The sequence below is a fragment of the Phenylobacterium sp. genome, assembly GCF_030693405.1.
In the GTDB taxonomy this organism is placed as follows: Bacteria; Pseudomonadota; Alphaproteobacteria; order Caulobacterales; family Caulobacteraceae; genus Phenylobacterium.
The window spans coordinates 59,748-75,208 of sequence record NZ_JAUYAW010000064.1 but is presented as its reverse complement, the minus strand read 5'-3'; the positions used below and the strand labels follow the sequence as shown (position 1 = coordinate 75,208).

The 15,461-nt window shown below is 67.9% G+C and carries 14 protein-coding genes and 1 pseudogene; 8 read left to right on the top strand and 7 right to left on the bottom strand.

Going from position 1 to position 15,461, the window contains the following annotated elements:
* The first annotated feature begins 116 nt into the window (after positions 1-116).
* Positions 117-290 carry a YdcH family protein gene (locus tag Q8N19_RS13635; protein ID WP_305591531.1) on the top strand — a complete coding sequence of 58 codons (174 nt, stop codon included), beginning with the start codon at positions 117-119 and terminating at the stop codon, positions 288-290.
* A 72-nt stretch (positions 291-362) separates the two neighbouring features.
* Here Q8N19_RS13635 and Q8N19_RS13630 read toward each other — a convergent pair whose 3' ends face one another.
* Both Q8N19_RS13630 and Q8N19_RS13625 read right to left on the bottom strand, forming a co-directional pair.
* Entirely contained in the window at positions 363-998 is a 636-nt protein-coding gene (locus tag Q8N19_RS13630; protein WP_305591529.1) for a DUF1013 domain-containing protein, read from the bottom strand.
* Between the two features lie 152 nt (positions 999-1,150).
* Positions 1,151-1,912 carry a hypothetical protein gene (locus tag Q8N19_RS13625; protein ID WP_305591527.1) on the bottom strand — a complete coding sequence of 254 codons (762 nt, stop codon included), beginning with the start codon at positions 1,910-1,912 and terminating at the stop codon, positions 1,151-1,153.
* Between the two features lie 220 nt (positions 1,913-2,132).
* Between Q8N19_RS13625 and Q8N19_RS13620 the strand changes: the two genes are divergently transcribed.
* Positions 2,133-2,669, top strand: coding sequence for a hemerythrin domain-containing protein (locus Q8N19_RS13620; RefSeq protein ID WP_305591525.1), 537 nt, complete (start codon positions 2,133-2,135; stop codon positions 2,667-2,669).
* On the opposite strand, the gene ribB is transcribed toward Q8N19_RS13620, so the two are convergent.
* The 4 genes from ribB to Q8N19_RS13600 all read right to left on the bottom strand — a co-directional run bounded on the left by ribB (position 2,666) and on the right by Q8N19_RS13600 (position 9,135).
* A complete protein-coding gene (gene ribB / locus Q8N19_RS13615) occupies positions 2,666-3,793 on the bottom strand; it encodes a 3,4-dihydroxy-2-butanone-4-phosphate synthase (RefSeq protein WP_305591523.1) in 1,128 nt (375 codons plus the stop codon). The two genes, Q8N19_RS13620 and ribB, sit on opposite strands and share 4 nt — an antisense overlap.
* A gap of 76 nt (positions 3,794-3,869) precedes the next feature.
* Positions 3,870-5,621, bottom strand: a complete 1,752-nt coding sequence (locus tag Q8N19_RS13610) for a class I adenylate-forming enzyme family protein (protein WP_305591521.1) — start codon at positions 5,619-5,621, stop codon at positions 3,870-3,872.
* Positions 5,622-5,893: 272 nt separating this feature from the next.
* Entirely contained in the window at positions 5,894-7,228 is a 1,335-nt protein-coding gene (locus tag Q8N19_RS13605) for an acyl-CoA dehydrogenase family protein (protein ID WP_305591519.1), read from the bottom strand.
* Positions 7,229-7,644: 416 nt separating this feature from the next.
* Complete coding sequence (locus Q8N19_RS13600; RefSeq protein WP_305591517.1) at positions 7,645-9,135, bottom strand: MATE family efflux transporter; 1,491 nt, start codon at positions 9,133-9,135, stop codon at positions 7,645-7,647.
* A gap of 177 nt (positions 9,136-9,312) precedes the next feature.
* On the opposite strand from Q8N19_RS13600, the gene rfbB reads away from it, so the two are divergent.
* The 3 genes from rfbB to rfbA are packed head-to-tail and all read left to right on the top strand — an operon-like array spanning position 9,313 to position 12,148.
* The gene (gene rfbB / locus Q8N19_RS13595) at positions 9,313-10,362 is read left to right on the top strand and encodes a dTDP-glucose 4,6-dehydratase (protein WP_305591515.1); all 1,050 of its coding nucleotides are present in this window, start codon (positions 9,313-9,315) and stop codon (positions 10,360-10,362) included.
* Complete coding sequence (rfbD, locus tag Q8N19_RS13590) at positions 10,359-11,255, top strand: dTDP-4-dehydrorhamnose reductase (RefSeq protein ID WP_305591513.1); 897 nt, start codon at positions 10,359-10,361, stop codon at positions 11,253-11,255. The genes rfbB and rfbD overlap by 4 nt, the downstream gene beginning before the upstream one ends.
* The gene (gene rfbA / locus Q8N19_RS13585; RefSeq protein WP_305591511.1) at positions 11,252-12,148 is read left to right on the top strand and encodes a glucose-1-phosphate thymidylyltransferase RfbA; all 897 of its coding nucleotides are present in this window, start codon (positions 11,252-11,254) and stop codon (positions 12,146-12,148) included. The genes rfbD and rfbA overlap by 4 nt, the downstream gene beginning before the upstream one ends.
* A gap of 9 nt (positions 12,149-12,157) precedes the next feature.
* Here the strand turns inward: rfbA and Q8N19_RS13580 are convergent, their stop codons facing one another.
* On the bottom strand, positions 12,158-12,793 hold the full coding sequence (locus tag Q8N19_RS13580; protein WP_305591509.1) for a TetR/AcrR family transcriptional regulator: 636 nt from the start codon (positions 12,791-12,793) through the stop codon (positions 12,158-12,160).
* Positions 12,794-12,933: 140 nt separating this feature from the next.
* On the opposite strand from Q8N19_RS13580, the gene Q8N19_RS13575 reads away from it, so the two are divergent.
* From Q8N19_RS13575 to Q8N19_RS13565, 3 genes and pseudogenes are all read left to right on the top strand, one after another.
* A complete protein-coding gene (locus Q8N19_RS13575; RefSeq protein WP_305591507.1) occupies positions 12,934-13,782 on the top strand; it encodes a UDP-2,3-diacylglucosamine diphosphatase in 849 nt (282 codons plus the stop codon).
* A gap of 50 nt (positions 13,783-13,832) precedes the next feature.
* Positions 13,833-14,024, top strand: a pseudogene (locus tag Q8N19_RS13570) (TetR/AcrR family transcriptional regulator); the annotation flags it as partial.
* 174 nt (positions 14,025-14,198) lie between these two features.
* A complete protein-coding gene (locus Q8N19_RS13565; protein ID WP_305591682.1) occupies positions 14,199-15,293 on the top strand; it encodes a glycosyltransferase family 1 protein in 1,095 nt (364 codons plus the stop codon).
* Positions 15,294-15,461: the final 168 nt, after the last annotated feature.

The window sequence follows — 15,461 nt, the reverse complement described above, 5'->3', positions numbered from 1 at the left end:
GCGCCGAAAAAACCGGCCCTAATGCGAACTCAACCCTGCGCAATCATATTTGATCTGACACCCCGGCGAAGGGGTGATCAGGTGTCGTGTCGAAAAACCTTGAAGGAGGCGTACCTATGGCCGTTGAAGCCCGCATCCGTGAGCTTGGATCTCGTCATCAAACCCTGGACAAGGCGATCCAGGACGAAGTGCGAAGCCCCGCGGGAGACGACCTCCGCCTTCAGGAACTCAAGCGACGAAAGCTCAAGCTGAAGGAAGAGATGGAGACCTTGCAGCGCAAGGCCCACTGACCCTTTAGAACGAAAAGAGGCCCGCGCATGGCGCGGGCCTCTTGCATTTCAGCGCCTGGCCAAGACCTGGCTTCAGTCTTCCTCGGTCGCCAGCGGGGCGTCCTCGACCGCGCCGGTCTCAGAGGCCGGACGCAGGGAGGGGCCATCGGGATCGGTGATCCCGGCCTTGGCGTCGTCCTTGGCCTTCTTGTCGGCGGCTTTGCGCACCACGGCGTCCAGCTCCATCTGGGTCGACAGGCCGAGCGTCACCGGGTCCACCGGCTTGATATTGGCCGAGTTCCAGTGAGTGCGGTTGCGGATCTGGTCGATGGTCGCCTTGGTGGTGCCCAGCAGGCGGGCGATCTGCGCATCCGGCACTTCGGGGTGGTTGCGCAGGAACCAGGCGATGGCGTCGGGGCGGTCCTGACGGCGGGACACCGGCGTATAGCGCGGCGCCTTCTTGGTCGGCTTGAGCAGCTCGGCGTGGCGGCTCTTCTGGGCCTTCATCCGATAGGCGGAATTGGCCTGGGCCGCGTCCAGCTCTTCGCGGGTCAGCTGGCCGTTGCCGATCGGGTCAGCGCCGCGGATGTCGCGCGCCACTTCGCCGTCGGCGATGCCGCGCACCTCAAGGGGGTGCAGGCCGCAGAAGTCGGCGATCTGGTCGAAGGTCAGCGAGGTGTTGTCGACCAGCCAGACGGCGGTCGCCTTGGGCATCAGAATGTCGGTCATGGCCGTACTCCAGAAACGACGGCGCCCGGCCTTTCGGCCGGGCGGTTGTCAATATTCCGTATAGGCCCGTTCCGCGGGAAAGGAAATGCCCGCCCTGGGCCTTTCCCGACAGCGTGAAGGTCGTGCGCCGGGAAAGTCCTGGAAGACCCGTCCTAGGCGCTGGCCGCAGGGGCCAACGGGGCGGGCGCCGGGGCGCCGGCCGGGCGGCCGATCCAGATCTGGCCGCTCCTGGCGACGACCTCGCCGGCCGCGTCATAGAGGGCGACGCCGGCGAAGAACTTGCGGCCCTCGGATTCCCGGGCCCAGGCGACCACCACATAGGTCTCGCCGGCCTTGGGCGCCTTCAGCACCTCGCCGGCCATGGTGCCCAGCAGGCCCACCGGCGAGTCGGTCTTGATCCACCAGGCCATGGAGCCCGAGCAGTCCAGGGCGCCCCAGGTGATCTCGTCAGGCATGGTCCCGTCGGGGTCGGCGAAATTGGCGTGGGGAACCCAGAGGCCCGCGCAGACGCCAGGCTCGGCGCCGGGGACCTGACCCACATGGACGCCGAGGCCCTCGCCCTGCTCGCGCTCGATGCAGCAGGAGAAGCAGCCCCGGTGCAGGGAGCGGGTGGCGAAGGGGGAGGCGGCCGCCGCAGCCCGGGCGACCTCGATCCCGGGGGAGGGCGGCGGGGTGGGGATCTGGTCTTCGCCGCCCGGCCGCGCCACGCCCAGCACCTGGCCCTCGGCGCCAATGGCCGAAACCGCGCCGTCCTCAGCCGTGACCAGCTCCACGGCGGTATCCAGGGGCACGCCGGCCCGCAGCATGGCGCTGCCCTTGCCGCCGACCGCCTTGGTCAACAGGCCGCAGATATAGCCGCCATTGGCGGTGACGGGGGGGCCGCGGAACTGCCGCGGCACGAGGATCTGGGTCATGGGATGAAGCTCGGAAAAATGAGGCGGCTTGAAATGAATATCGGACGGCCTGGCCGTCGGTGTGAGGTCGGGTGTTCCGGCGTGAAAATCCGCGCCAGGGATCAGATTGGCGGAAAAGGGGTGGGCTTGGCAATTCGTCTGCGCAAGCCGCGCGCGTCGGCGCATCCAAAAACCCGATCGCCGCGTTGACGGCGAAGACGCCAGACAACGGGAGAGACCCATGGCCAGGATCGACGCGATCAAACTGCTGAAAGACGACCACCGGGAGGTGGAGGACCTGTTCGAACAGTTCGAAAAAGCCACCGCCAAGGACCGCAAGGCCAAGATCGTGCAGAAGATCTGCACCGAGCTCACCGTGCACAGCCTGATCGAGGAAGAGATTTTCTACCCCACCTTCCGGGGCAAGATCGAAGACGATCTCCTCGACGAGGGCTATGTGGAGCACGACGGCGCCAAGATGCTGATCGCCGAGCTGATGGCCGGCGACCCCGATGATCCCTTCTATGACGCCAAGGTCTCGGTGCTGTCCGAAGAGATCGAGCACCACGTCAAGGAGGAGGAGCGCCCGTCCGAGGGCATGTTCGCCCAGTGCCGCCGCACCGATGTGGACCTGGTGGAGCTGGCCGAGCGGATGCAGGCCCGCAAGGACGAGCTGATGGCGATGATCAAGGCCAATGGGCTGCCGCCGCCGGAGACCCGCACCTTCAAGGGCGCCCAGGTGGTCTATAGCGAGCCGCCGGCCGCGCCGACGGCCTAACCCAGGGGCTGGCGGCCGACGATCTTCAGGCCGTAGCCCGCTGAGCCCGGCAGAACCGTATCGGCGTTGCTGAGCAGAATCAGGTCGCGCACGCCCAGGTCCAGCAGGATCTGGGCGCCTACCCCGTAGTCGCGCAGGATATTGGCCGGGGCGGCGGCCGCGCCGTCCTGTCCGTAGCGCTCCGACAGACCGGCGGGGTTGGAGTCGCGGATGAACACCGCCACGCCTGCGCCGTCATGCTCGGCCAGGGCCTTCAGCGCCTGGGGAACGTGGTCGCGGCGGGGGCCGATGGCGCCCAGCAGGTCGGCGGCGAAGTCCACCCGGTGCATCCGCACCAGGGTCGGCCGCTCGGCGGCGATCCGCCCCTTGGTCAGCACCACATGCTCGGTGTGGTCGAGAATGTTGCGGTAGATCACCATGCGGAACGCGCCATGGGCGCTCTCGAACGGGGTCTCCAGCACCCGCTCCACCTGCCGCTCGGTGCGGCGGCGATAGGCGATAAGATCGGCGATTGTCCCGATCTTCAGTCCATGCAGGCGGGCGAAGTCGATCAGGTCGGGCAGGCGGGCCATGGTCCCGTCATCGCGCATGATCTCACAGATCACCCCGGCCGGGTTGAGGCCCGCCAGGCGGGAAATGTCGACGGCCGCCTCGGTGTGGCCGGCGCGGACCAGCACGCCGCCAGGCTTGGCCACCAGGGGGAAGACGTGACCCGGCGAGACGATGTCGTCAGGCCCCTTGGTGGGGTCCACGGCCACGGCGATGGTGTGGGCCCGGTCGTGAGCCGAGATGCCGGTGGTCACCCCCTCGCGGGCCTCGATGGACACCGTAAAGGCTGTGCCGTGACCCGAACCGTTGTCGGCGGTCATCGGCGGCAGGCGCAGGGCCCGCGCCCGCTCGGCGGTGATCGACAGGCAGATCAGGCCCCGGGCGTGCCGGGCCATGAAGTTGATCTGGGCCGGGGTGGCGAACTGGGCCGGGATGATCACATCCCCCTCATTCTCCCGGTCCTCGGCGTCCACCAGGATGTAGGGCCGGCCCTGGCGGGCTTCCTCGATGATGTCTTCGATGGGGCTCACCGCCCGCTCAGTGGCGGCGGCGTGGGTGTCCGGGGTCGTGGTCATCTGCGTTCTCTTCGGCCCATGGGGACCTCTGCTCGCCATTTAGGCGCCCGGGAGCCCGGCTCCAAGTCGGCGCCCCTCAGGCCTCGACCGTGAAGGCGGCTTTCAGCTCAGGTTTCATGATCTTGCCATTGGCGTTGCGCGGCAGGGTTTCGGGCCAGAAGGCCACCTTTACCGGGACCTTGAAGACCGCCAGACGCGCCCGGACGAAGGCGCGCAGCTCATCTTCGGTGGCGCTGCCGCCAGGCTTCAGATGGACGACGGCGGCGGGCTCCTCGCCCAGCGTCCGGTGGGGGAGGCCGATCAGGGCGGCGTCCATCACATCGGGATGGTCGTAAAGGACGTTCTCCACCTCCACGCAGTAGATGTTCTCGCCCCCGCGGATCAGCATGTCCTTGGCCCGGTCGACGATGAAGCAGAAGCCTTCTTCGTCCAGGCGGGCGAGATCGCCGGTGCGCACCCATCCGTCCACAAAGGTCTCGGCCGTGGCTTCGGGCCGGTTCCAGTAGCCTTTGACGATGTTGGGCCCCTTGGCCCACAGCTCGCCCACCCGGCCCACCGGCAGCTCGGTGACCCCGTCGGCGGGATCGACGATCTTCAGCTCACAGGGCGGCGGGGCGACGCCACAGCTGTCGGGGCGGTGCTCATAGTCGCGGCCGATATTGGTGGTGCAGGTGGCCGAGGTTTCGGTCATGCCCCAGCCGTTAGAGGGGGCTGAGCCCGGGAAGGTCTCGACGATCTTGCGCACCAGGTCGGGCGCGGACGGCGCGCCGCCATAGGCCACGGTGGTCAGGGACGACAGGTCGAAGTCCTTGCGGGCCGGGTGCTCGATCAGCTGCCAGGCGATGGTGGGCACTCCGCCGGTATTGGTCACCTTCTCGCGCTCGATCAGGCCCATGGCCTCCACCGGCTCCCACTTGCGCATCAGGACGAGCTTGGAGCCCGAATTGATGGCCGGCGACAGGGTCGCGTTGCAGCCGGTCACGTGGAACATGGGCACCACCAGCAGATAGGCCCGCTGGGGCAGCTTGTGCGGGTCCTGCTCGGGGATCGGCTCGCCCCGGCGCAGGAAGCCGCGGGCGCCTGCACACGCGCTGGCCATGATGTTGGCCGTCAGGTTGCGGTGGGTCCCCAGCGCCCCCTTGGGCTTCCCCGTGGTGCCAGAGGTGTAGAAGATCGTCGCCACGTCGTCGGGCGCGAGCGCCGCATCGGGCAGGGGCTTGTTGGCCAAGTCGCTCCAGCGGTTCACCGGCCCGATGACGTCCTCCAGGCGGGCGAGGCGGGGGTCGGCGGGCAGGTCACCCGCGCGGGTGACATAGACGCGCGCCAGAGCCGGGCAGGCGTCCAGATGTTCGAGGATGCGCTCCAGCCGCTCATCGTCCACCAGGGCCACCTTGGCGCCGGAATCGGCCAGGCCGAATTCCAGCTCAGGTCCGGTCCACCAGGCGTTCAGCGGGGTGACCACAGCGCCGACAATGGCCCCGGCGAAGAAGGCCACCGGCCATTCAGGCAGGTTGCGCATGATGAGCGCCACCCGGTCGCCGGGCTTCACCCCATCGGCCTGCAGCTGGTGGGCCAGCGTGATCACCGCCCGGGTGAAGGCCTCGAAGCTGGCCCGCTCGTCCTCATGGACCAGGAACTCGCGCCCGCCGAAGGCCCGGCCGTTGAGCAGCACGTCGCGCAGGGTGGGCGGGGCGTTCTTCCAGACCTTGGTGGGGATCCCGTCGATGACCGCCTCATCCAGCTCGAAGCGCTCGCCCGGCGCCGTCAGCCGCGCATGGGCCTCTTCGATGGACATGACGGGCCAGGGCTTGGCGGCGGTTTCGGTCATGGGGGGGGTCCTGGTGTCCTCGGAGGTTTGGCCGTCTTGTCGCGACCTGTGCGCTCAGAAAGCCGAGCCTTGGACGAGAGGCAAGTCCAGGTTCGGCGCGCAGCGCCAGAAAAGAGGGGACACAAAGGACACGAAGATTCGCGAAGGGCACAAAGGGCGGCGGCCTCGTCTTCGTGTCCTTCGCGCCCCTTTGTGTCCTTCGTGTCCCGCCTCAAAAGCGCCTGCGGCGCGCAAGGACCCTCGGGACGCGCCCGAGGGTCAGGCGACGACCATCAGGCCGGGGCGTTTTCCCGTTCGGCCTTCAGCTTGGCGTAGCCTTCCTTCAGCTCGGCCAGCTCCTTGGCGTACTTCTCCTTGGCCTCCTCCTGCAGGCGCGGGATGTGGTAGCTGGGGAAAAGGTCGTTCTCGGGCCGGTAGTCCTTCAGGATCTGCTTGGCGAGCGTGACCTTGTGCACCTCGGTGGGGCCATCGGCGATGCCCATGACCAGCGAGCTCGTCACCATCCGCATGAAGGGCATTTCGTTGGAGACGCCCAGCGCCCCGTGCAGGTGGGCGGCCTTGGTGGCCACGTCGTTATAGACCTTGGGCATGGCCACCTTGATGGCGGCGATGTCCTTGCGGACCTTGTTGTAGTCCTTGTGCTTGTCGATCAGCCAGGCGGTGCGCAGAACCAGCAGGCGGAACTGCTCGACCGCGATCCAGGAGTCGGCGATCTGCTCCTGCACCATCTGCAGGTCCGACAGGCGCCCGTCGCGGGTGGTGCGCGAGACGGCCCGCTGGCACATCAGGTCCAGCGCATGGCGGCAGGCGCCGACCGTGCGCATGGCGTGGTGGACCCGGCCGCCGCCCAGGCGGACCTGGGCGATGACGAAGGCCGCGCCCCGGTCGCCCAGCAGGGCCTCAGGCCCCACCCGGACATTGGTGTAGCGCATATAGCCCTCGGTCCCGCTGCCGATCTCGCCGCCGGCGCCGACGGCCACGTTGCGGATGATCTCCACGCCGGGGGTGTCGGTGGGCACCAGGAAGATCGAGGTGCGCCGATAGGGGTCCTTGGCGTCCGGATCGGTGATCGCATAGACCACCAGCAGCTTCGAATAGCGGGCGTTGGTGGAGTACCACTTCTCGCCATTGATGATCCAATCCTGGCCGTCCTGCACCGCCCGGGTGGTGAAGGTCAGCGGGTCGGACCCGCCGGTGGGCTCGGACATGGAGAAGGCCGAGCGGATCTCGCCGTTGAGCAGCGGCCAGAGCCAGCGCTCCTTCTGGGCCTCGGTGCCGTAGTGGGCGATGATCTCGGCGTTGCCGGTGTCGGGCGCCTGACAGCCGAAGATGGTCGGGGCGATGGAGTTGCGGCCCAGCTTCTCGTTCATCAGGCCAAGCTTCAGCTGGCCATAGCCCTGGCCGCCGAGCTCGGGGCCCAGGTGACAGGCCCACAGGCCCTGGTCCTTTACCTTCTGCTGCAGGGGCTTGATGAACTTCTCGCGGCCCAGGGGGCCGTGCGCGGCCATGCCCAGATGGCTGAGGGGTTCGACCTCCTCGCGCATGAAGTCTTCGATCCAGTCGAGCTTCTTCTGGAATTCGGGGTCGGTTTCAAAGTCCCAGGCCATGTCGTCCTCCTTGGCGCCCGGGCAGGCCGGGCATTTTTCGCAGAAGCGGTATGTTTCGGGGCGCCGACCATACCGAATATTCAAATTGTGGGACCGACGTCCGGCCCCCTTCCGTCATTATCAGGCGGCGCGACCCAAGACGCAACCGGGGGCGCGGCGATTGAATAACCCATTGAAAAAGCTAAGATTACCCAGTCCGACTCGCCACCATCCCTCCGTCGCCCTCGCGCTTGACCCGAGGGCCCATGCACACTGGAGAGCGGGGTGTTCATGGATGGTCGGGTCAAGCCCGACCATGACGCGGTTGGAGCGGGACGAACCATAAGGGCGCGAAGAACACAGAGGGCTGCGGCGCCTTTGTGTCCTTTGTGTCCCCGGTTTTATTGCGCTGCGCGCGACGGAATGGCGCAAGCCCGTCAGTCGGCGCTGCCCGCCGGCGCCATGGCCGGGGTCGCCGGGCTGGCGTCGCCGCCGCCGCCCCGGGGCGGGGCCGGCGTGAGCTTGGCGGTGCGCCAGCCGCCCCAGACATAGTAGCCGCCGGCCAGGATCACGGTGGTGACACTGCCGAGCGGGAAGCTCCACCAGATGGCGTCGGCGCCAAGCGCCGGCGTCAGCAGCTGGGCGAATGGGATGCGCACCACCCAGAGCGAGATCACCATGGCCAGCAGGGGGGCGATGACCGCGCCTGTGGCCCGCACGACGCCGGCGAAGATGAAGGCCACGCCGAAGGGGATGAAGCCCCAGAGCGCGATGGCGTTGATGTGCCGGGCTATGGGGATGGTCCCGCTGTCTTCAGTCAGGAAGATGCGCAGGATCAGCGGCTCGGCCAGATAGATCAGGCCAATGGGCAGGGCGGTCATGACAATGGCGAAGATGACGCCGGTGCGGGCCACGGCCTCCACCCGGTCCATGCGCCCGGCCCCGACATTCTGGGCGGCCATGGAGGAGACCGCGGCGCCGAGCGCCATGGCCGGCATCTGCACATAGGTCCAGACCTGCATGGTCGCGGCGTAGGCGGCTGCGGTCTGGGAGCCATAGGCGTTGACGAAGGCCAGCATCACCACGGCGGCGCCCGACACCACCAGCATGTGCATGGCCATGGGCAGGCCCTTGAACACCAGGGTCTTGAGGATGGCGGGGTCGGGCCTGAGCATCCCCCACTCCCCCTTGCGCAGAACCAGCGGGCTGCCGGTGCGGTAGAGGAAGACGATCATGCCGGTGAGCGCGATCGTCTGGCTGAGCAGGGTGGCGGCGGCCGAGCCCGCGATGCCCAGGGTCGGAACCGGGCCCAGGCCCAGGATCAGCACCGGGTTGAGGATGATGTCGAGAGCCACCGCGGTGAGGGAGAAGTAGAAGGGGGTGCGGGAGTCGCCGGTCCCGCGCATGGCCATCATCACGAACGAGAAGAAGTACATGAAGGGCAGGGCCGCGAAGATCACCCGCAGATAGATGATCGCATCGGCCCGGGCGTCGGGGGGCGTCCCCATGGCCGCCAGGATGGCCGGCGCCAGGGCCAGACCCGCCAGGCCCACAGCCAGCGACAGGAGGGCGAAGAACAGCGTGCTGGTCCCGGCCACGCGCTTGATCTCCTGCGGCGCGCCGGCGCCGACGGCCTGGGCGATCAGCAGGTTGGCGGCCATGGCCAGGCCGAATACCGCGCCGAGCAGCAGGAAGAGAATGTTGTTGGCGTTGGCTGTGGCCGTAAGCGCCGCCGGCCCCAGGATGTGGCTGACCCAGGCGGCGTTGGCGGTGCCGTTCAGGGACTGGAGGAGATTGGCCCCCAGCATGGGCAGGGTGAAGACCAGCAGGCCTTTGGCGACAGGGCCGGTGGTCAGGTCCGCCGGTCGCCTTTGGGCCTTGCCGGGACTGGGGGCGGCGGCGTGCGGCGCAGTCTCAGAGGGTTCCAAACGACGCTCCCGCCCGCGTCCATGCGCAAACTGAGTTCCAAGTCTAGGCGGCGGTGCGAGCGCTCACAACCCGGCCGCGCAGACCCCTCCGTCTTGAGCCCGCCGCATTTCGCTGTATGAGCAGGGCTAACCATTTGAACGGACGCGCGCCTGGGGCGCCCGCAGACAAAGTTCGGCATGAAAATTCTGATCACCGGCGGCGCCGGCTTCATCGGTTCGGCCGTGGTCCGCAGGGCGATCGCCCAGGGCCACGAGGTCGTCAATCTGGACGTGCTGGCCTATTCGGCCAACCTGGCCAATGTGGCCTCGGTCGCCGACTCCCCCGGCTACGCCTTCGAGGCGGCCGACATCTGCGACGCCGGCAGGATGGCGGAGATCTTCGCCCGCCACCGTCCTGACGCGGTCATGCACCTGGCGGCCGAAAGCCACAATGACCGGGCCATCGACGGCCCGCTGGACTTCGTCCGGACCAATGTCACCGGGACCGCCGTGTTGCTGGAAGCCGCCCGGGCCTATTGGAACACCCTGGAGGCGCCCGCCAAGGCGGATTTCCGCTTCCACCATGTCTCCACCGACGAGGTTTTCGGGGCGCTGGGCGAAGACGGCGCCTTCACCGAAGAGACGCCCTACGATCCCAACTCTCCCTATTCGGCCAGCAAGGCCGGCGCCGACCATCTGGTGCGGGCCTGGGGGCGGACCTATGGCCTGCCGGTGGTCATCACCAACTGCGCCAACAATTACGGCCCCTTCCAGTTTCCCGAAAAGCTGATCCCCACCGTCGTGGTCCGGGCCATGGAGGGCAAGACCATCCCCGTCTATGGGGATGGCCGCCAGGTCCGCGACTGGCTGCATGTGGACGATCACGCCCAGGCCCTGTTGCTGGTGCTGCAGAAGGGGCGGCTGGGGGAGACCTATTGCATCGGCGGGGACTCCACCCACCGCAATCTGGAGGTCATCCAGATGCTCTGCGCCGAGCTTGACCGCCTGGCGCCGGCCAATACGCCGCACGCCGACAAGATCACCTTCGTCGCCGACCGGCCGGGTCATGATTTCCGCTATTCCATCGACGCGGCCAAGCTGAAGGCGGAGCTCGGCTGGGAGCCGGCCACGCCGCTCGGCGAGGGCCTGGCCCAGACCGTGGCCTGGTATGTGGAGAACCGCGACTGGTGGCAGGCCATCCGCGACAAGGGCTTCCACTCCGAGCGCCTGGGCCTGGCCAAGGGATGAGCCTGAAGATTCTGCAGTTCGGCGCCACCGGCCAGCTCGCCCGGGAGATGCTGGGCCGCGCCGGTCCCGGCGTGGCGATCACCGCCCTGTCCCGGGTCGAGGTCGACCTGACCAACCCCGACGCCATTGCACGCGCCATCGGCGAGGCCGGCGAGACCGATCTGGTGCTGAATGCGGCAGCCTATACCGCCGTCGACAAGGCCGAGGCTGAGCCGGACCTGGCCTATGCCGTCAACGCCTGGGCCCCAGCCGCCATGGCCAGGGCATGTCAGGCGCGGGGCCTGCCCCTGCTGCACATCTCCACCGACATGGTGTTTTCCGGCGACAAGGCCGGCCCCTATCTGGAGACCGACGCGCCTGCGCCCTTGCACGTCTATGGCGCGTCCAAGCTCGTGGGTGAGCAGGCGGTGCTGGGCGCCTGCGACCGGGCCCTGGTGATGCGGGTCTCCTGGCTGTTTTCGGCCTATGGCCAGAACTTCCTGCAGATGATGCTGCGGCTGGCCAAGACCCAGCCGGTGCTGAAGGTGGTGGCTGACCAGCGGGCCTGTCCCACGGCCAGCGGCGACCTGGCGGCCTTCATCCTCAGCCAGGGGGACCGCCTGGCCAAGTCGCCGGCCGGCGCCCGGGAATGGGGCCTGCTGCATGTGGTCAATTCGGGCGTCGCCAGTCGCTATGAGATGGCCCAGGCGATCTTCGCCCAGACCCAGCCCGATGGTCCGCCCGCCATGGAGCCCGTGCCCACCAGCGCCTTTCCGACGCCCGCCCGCCGGGCCCTGAACGCCGTGCTGGACACGAGCCGCATGCAGGAGGTCTTCTCCCTGCAACTGCGTCCCTGGCAGGAGGCGCTGGAGGATGTGGTGGCGGAGTTGATGGCCCAGAAGGAGACGGCGTGAGACGCGGAATCATCCTGGCGGGGGGCTCGGGCACCCGGCTGCACCCGCTGACCCTGGCGGTCTCCAAGCAGCTCTTGCCGATCTACGACAAGCCGATGATCTACTACCCCCTGTCGGTGTTGCTGCTGGCCGGGGTCCGGGAGATCCTGATCATCACCACGCCTGAGGACCAGGCCGGCTTCAAGCGCCTGCTGGGCGACGGCTCGCAGCTGGGCGTGCGCTTTGAATTCATCGTCCAGCCCAAGCCCGAGGGCCTGGCCCAGGCCTATCTGCTGGGGGAAGAGTTCGTCGGCGGCGAGCCCAGCATCATGGTGCTCGGCGACAACATCTTCTTTGGCCAGAACTTCGGCCAGATGCTGCGGGCCGCCGATGAGCGGACCGAGGGCGCCACCGTCTTCGGCTATCCGGTCAACGACCCCGAACGCTATGGCGTCGTCGAGCTGGGCGAAGGCGGCAAGGTGCTGGGCATCGAGGAAAAGCCCGCCCAGCCCAAGTCCAACTATGCGGTGACCGGCCTCTATTTCTACGACGGCAAGGCCAGCGAGTACGCCAAGACGTTGAAGCCCTCCCACCGGGGCGAGCTGGAGATCACCGCGCTGAACCAGGTCTATCTGGACGCCGGCGAACTGAATGTGGAGCTGCTGGGCCGGGGGTTCGCCTGGCTGGACACCGGCACCCATGACAGCCTTATCCAGGCCGGCGAGCTGATCCGCACGCTCGAGCTGCGGCAGGGCCTGCGCATCGGCTGTATCGAAGAGGTGGCCTATTCCAAGGGCTTCATCGACCGGGCGCAGCTGGCCGATCTGGGTCGCGCCCAGGCCAAGGGCGAATATGGCCAGTACCTGATCCGCCTCGCCGAACGTATGGCGCCTGGCGCCGAACCGGCGGAATAGGCGGGACGCTTAGTCCACCCAGAGGTCCTGGGCCTCGCCCTTGCGGTTGAGGGCGCGGACGGCGCGTTTGACCACGGCGATGAGCCGTTCGCGCCGGGCCATCTCGTCATAGGTGAGCGAGCCCCTCGCCAGGCCCTCTAGCAGGAAGCGGCCGAGGTCGCGGCTGGTCTGGAAGCGCGGGTCGCTGCCGGCCTGAGTGAGCGCCAGGAAACGTTCGCCCACCTGATTGCGGTCAAAGGCGCTCTGGGCGTTGGCCAGGCGGGCGCGCAGCATGGGGTCGGTGCGGGCGGCGGCCTCCAGCTCGGCGAAGGCCACGAAGGGCGTCTCGTGCAGCAGGGACCAGTAGGCGTCGATGGCGTGTTCGGCGGCGTCCACCCCAGGGCCGGCGGGCGCGGAGGCGGCCTGTTCGAACAGGCGGGCGCGCTCGACCTCGATATGGCTGACGGCGGCCTCCACCAGCTCTTCGCGGCTGGAGAAGTGATAGAGCATCGCCCCGCGGGTCAGATTGGCCGCCTCGGCGATCAGGGCGTTGGTGGCCGCGTGATAGCCGACCTCGGCGAACAGGCGCATGGCCGCGTCCAGAATCCTGGCGCGGGTCCGGCGAGACTTCGGGGTCTCCTTGGCGGGATAGGTTCGGGCGTCCATCTGCACAGGCAAGGCTTCAATGAAAGTGCGGCCGACATATGGCGAGCTATGCTGCGGCGCCAGTGTTGCAGTGCGGTTTCATCAAAGCGACACGCAATCAGCCTACCGGACGGTCAAATAGAGGCGCTTCGGAGGCGTTCGTGACCGATCTGGGAATCCGACGTTATCGGACTGTCTTCGTTTCCGACGTTCATCTGGGCACCCGCGGCTGCCAGGCCGAGATGCTGCTGGACTTCATCCGGCATATCGAGTGCGACACCCTGTATCTGGTCGGGGACATCGTCGACGGCTGGAAGATGAAAAGCGGCTGGTACTGGCCCCAGGCGCACAATGACGTGGTGCAGAAGATCCTGCGCCTGGCCCGAAGGGGCGTGAACGTCGTCTATATTCCCGGTAACCATGACGACCGCATCCGCGACTTCTGCGGCATTCACTTCGGTGGGGTCGTGGTCGCCCGTGACGCCATCCACGAAGGCGCCGACGGCCGCCGTTTCCTGGTCACCCACGGGGACGAATTCGACGGGGTGGTGCAGCACGCCAAGTGGCTGGCCTTCCTGGGGGACTATTCCTACCGGGCGCTGTTGTCGGCCAACACCCTGTTCAACCGCGTGCGGCGCCGTATGGGCTTCGGCTATTGGAGCCTGTCGGCCTATCTGAAAACCAAGGTGAAGAACGCCCTGCACTTCATTGAGGACTTCGAGGGCGCGGTGGCCGAGGAGGCCCGGCGGCGCGGGGTCGACGGGGTGATCTGCGGCCACATCCACAAGGCCGAGATGCGCCAGATCGAGGACATCCTCTACATCAATGACGGGGACTGGGTGGAGAGCTGCACGGCGCTGGTCGAACACATGGACGGCCGGATGGAGATCCTCGAATGGGCCAAGCTGCGCAGCTGGTCGGCGGTGCGCGAGACCCGCGCCCTGCCGGAGCGGCCGGAACACGCGGCCGCGCCGGCCGTTGAGCCCCGGCCTGCGCCCGTGGCGGCCTGACCTGCCACCTTGCGTTGACACCCGCCGAGCCTCATGACAGTGAGACTGTCATGAGTGACGATTCCCAGACCGCCGGCGACGCCCGCGACCGCCAGAAGGCCGCCACCCGCGACCAGATCCTGCGTGTGGTGGGCGCACGCCTGGAGAGCGGTCCCCTGGACGAGCTGTCCTTCGCCGACATCGCCAAGGACGCCGGGGTCGGCGAGCGCACCGTCTATCGCCACTTCCCCACCCGCGAGGCCTTGCTGGGCGCCTATTTCGCCTGGGCCCAGGCCCAGGCCACCCTGCCTCTGGTCCAGCAGCCCCAGGCGCAAAGCCCGGCGCCCCCGCAACCCGCCGCCGCCCCGCCGCCCGCCCGTTCGCCCGCCCAGCGCATGTGGCAGCCGGCGGCGCCGAGCGAGGATGTGCAGCGGCCCATGCGTATCCTGCTGGCCACCGACGCCTGGGAGCCGCAGGTCAATGGGGTGGTGCGGACCCTGACCCGGGTGGTGCGCGAGCTGCGCGACCTGGGCCACGAGGTCGAGGTGATCAGCCCCGACCAGTTCAAGACCCTGCCCCTGCCCACCTATCCCGAGATCAAGGTGGCCATCGGCGCCTATGAGCCGGTGCAGGAGCGGTTCAAGGCCTTCGAGCCCGAGGCCATCCACATCGCCACCGAAGGCCCCATCGGCCTGGCCGCGCGGCGCATCTGCGTGGAATGGAAGCTGCCCTTCACCACCAGCTACCACACGCGCTTCCCGGAATATGTCTCGGCCCGTCTGCCGCTGCCCCTGTCGGTGGGCTACACCTATATGCGCTGGTTCCACCGGCCCTCGGGTCGGCTGATGGTGGCCACGCCGACCATGCGCGACGAGCTGACCCGGCACGGCTTCCGCAACATCTCCTCCTGGTCCCGTGGCGTGGACACCGAGATGTTCCGCCCCCGCGCCGAGGGCGAGCCGGACATCTTCGCCCACCTGCCCAAGCCGATCTTCCTCTATGTGGGCCGGGTGGCGGTGGAGAAGAATATCGAGGCCTTCCTGGGGCTCGACCTGCCTGGAACCAAGGTGGTGGTGGGCGATGGCCCGCAGAAGGACGAGCTGACCGAGCGCTACCGTACGGCCGTCTTCACCGGCTCGAAGTTCGGTGAGGAGTTGTCGGCCCACTTCGCCTGCGCCGACGTCTTCGTCTTCCCCTCGCTCACCGACACCTTCGGCCTGGTGATCCTGGAGGCCATGGCCTCGGGCACGCCTGTGGCGGCCTATCCGGCGCCAGGCCCCATCGACATCATCCCGGACTCCGGGGCCGGCGCCCTGGCCGCCTCGGCTACTGAGGGGCTGAAAGAGGCCTGCATGGAGGCCCTGGCCCTGGACCGGAAGGCCGTGCGAGCCTTCGCCGAGACCTTCTCCTGGACCGCCTGCGCCGAGGACTTTGTGCGCAACCTGCAGCCCTATCCGGAGCCGGAAAAGACCCGCTTCTGGCGCAGGCTCCGCCGGCTGGCGAGGGTGCGACGGCGGCCGAAAACGGCCTGAGGGGTCTTAGAAAAGAGGGGACACAAAGACCACGAAGATAGCCAAGGACACGAAGTTGTCGGCGGCCTTCGTCTTGGTGTCCTTCACGCCCCTTTGCGCCCTTCGTGTCCCCCTCTTCGGGGCGCGAGCTTGCCCGTAAGGCCCCCCTGACCGACAGTGCGCCCGCGC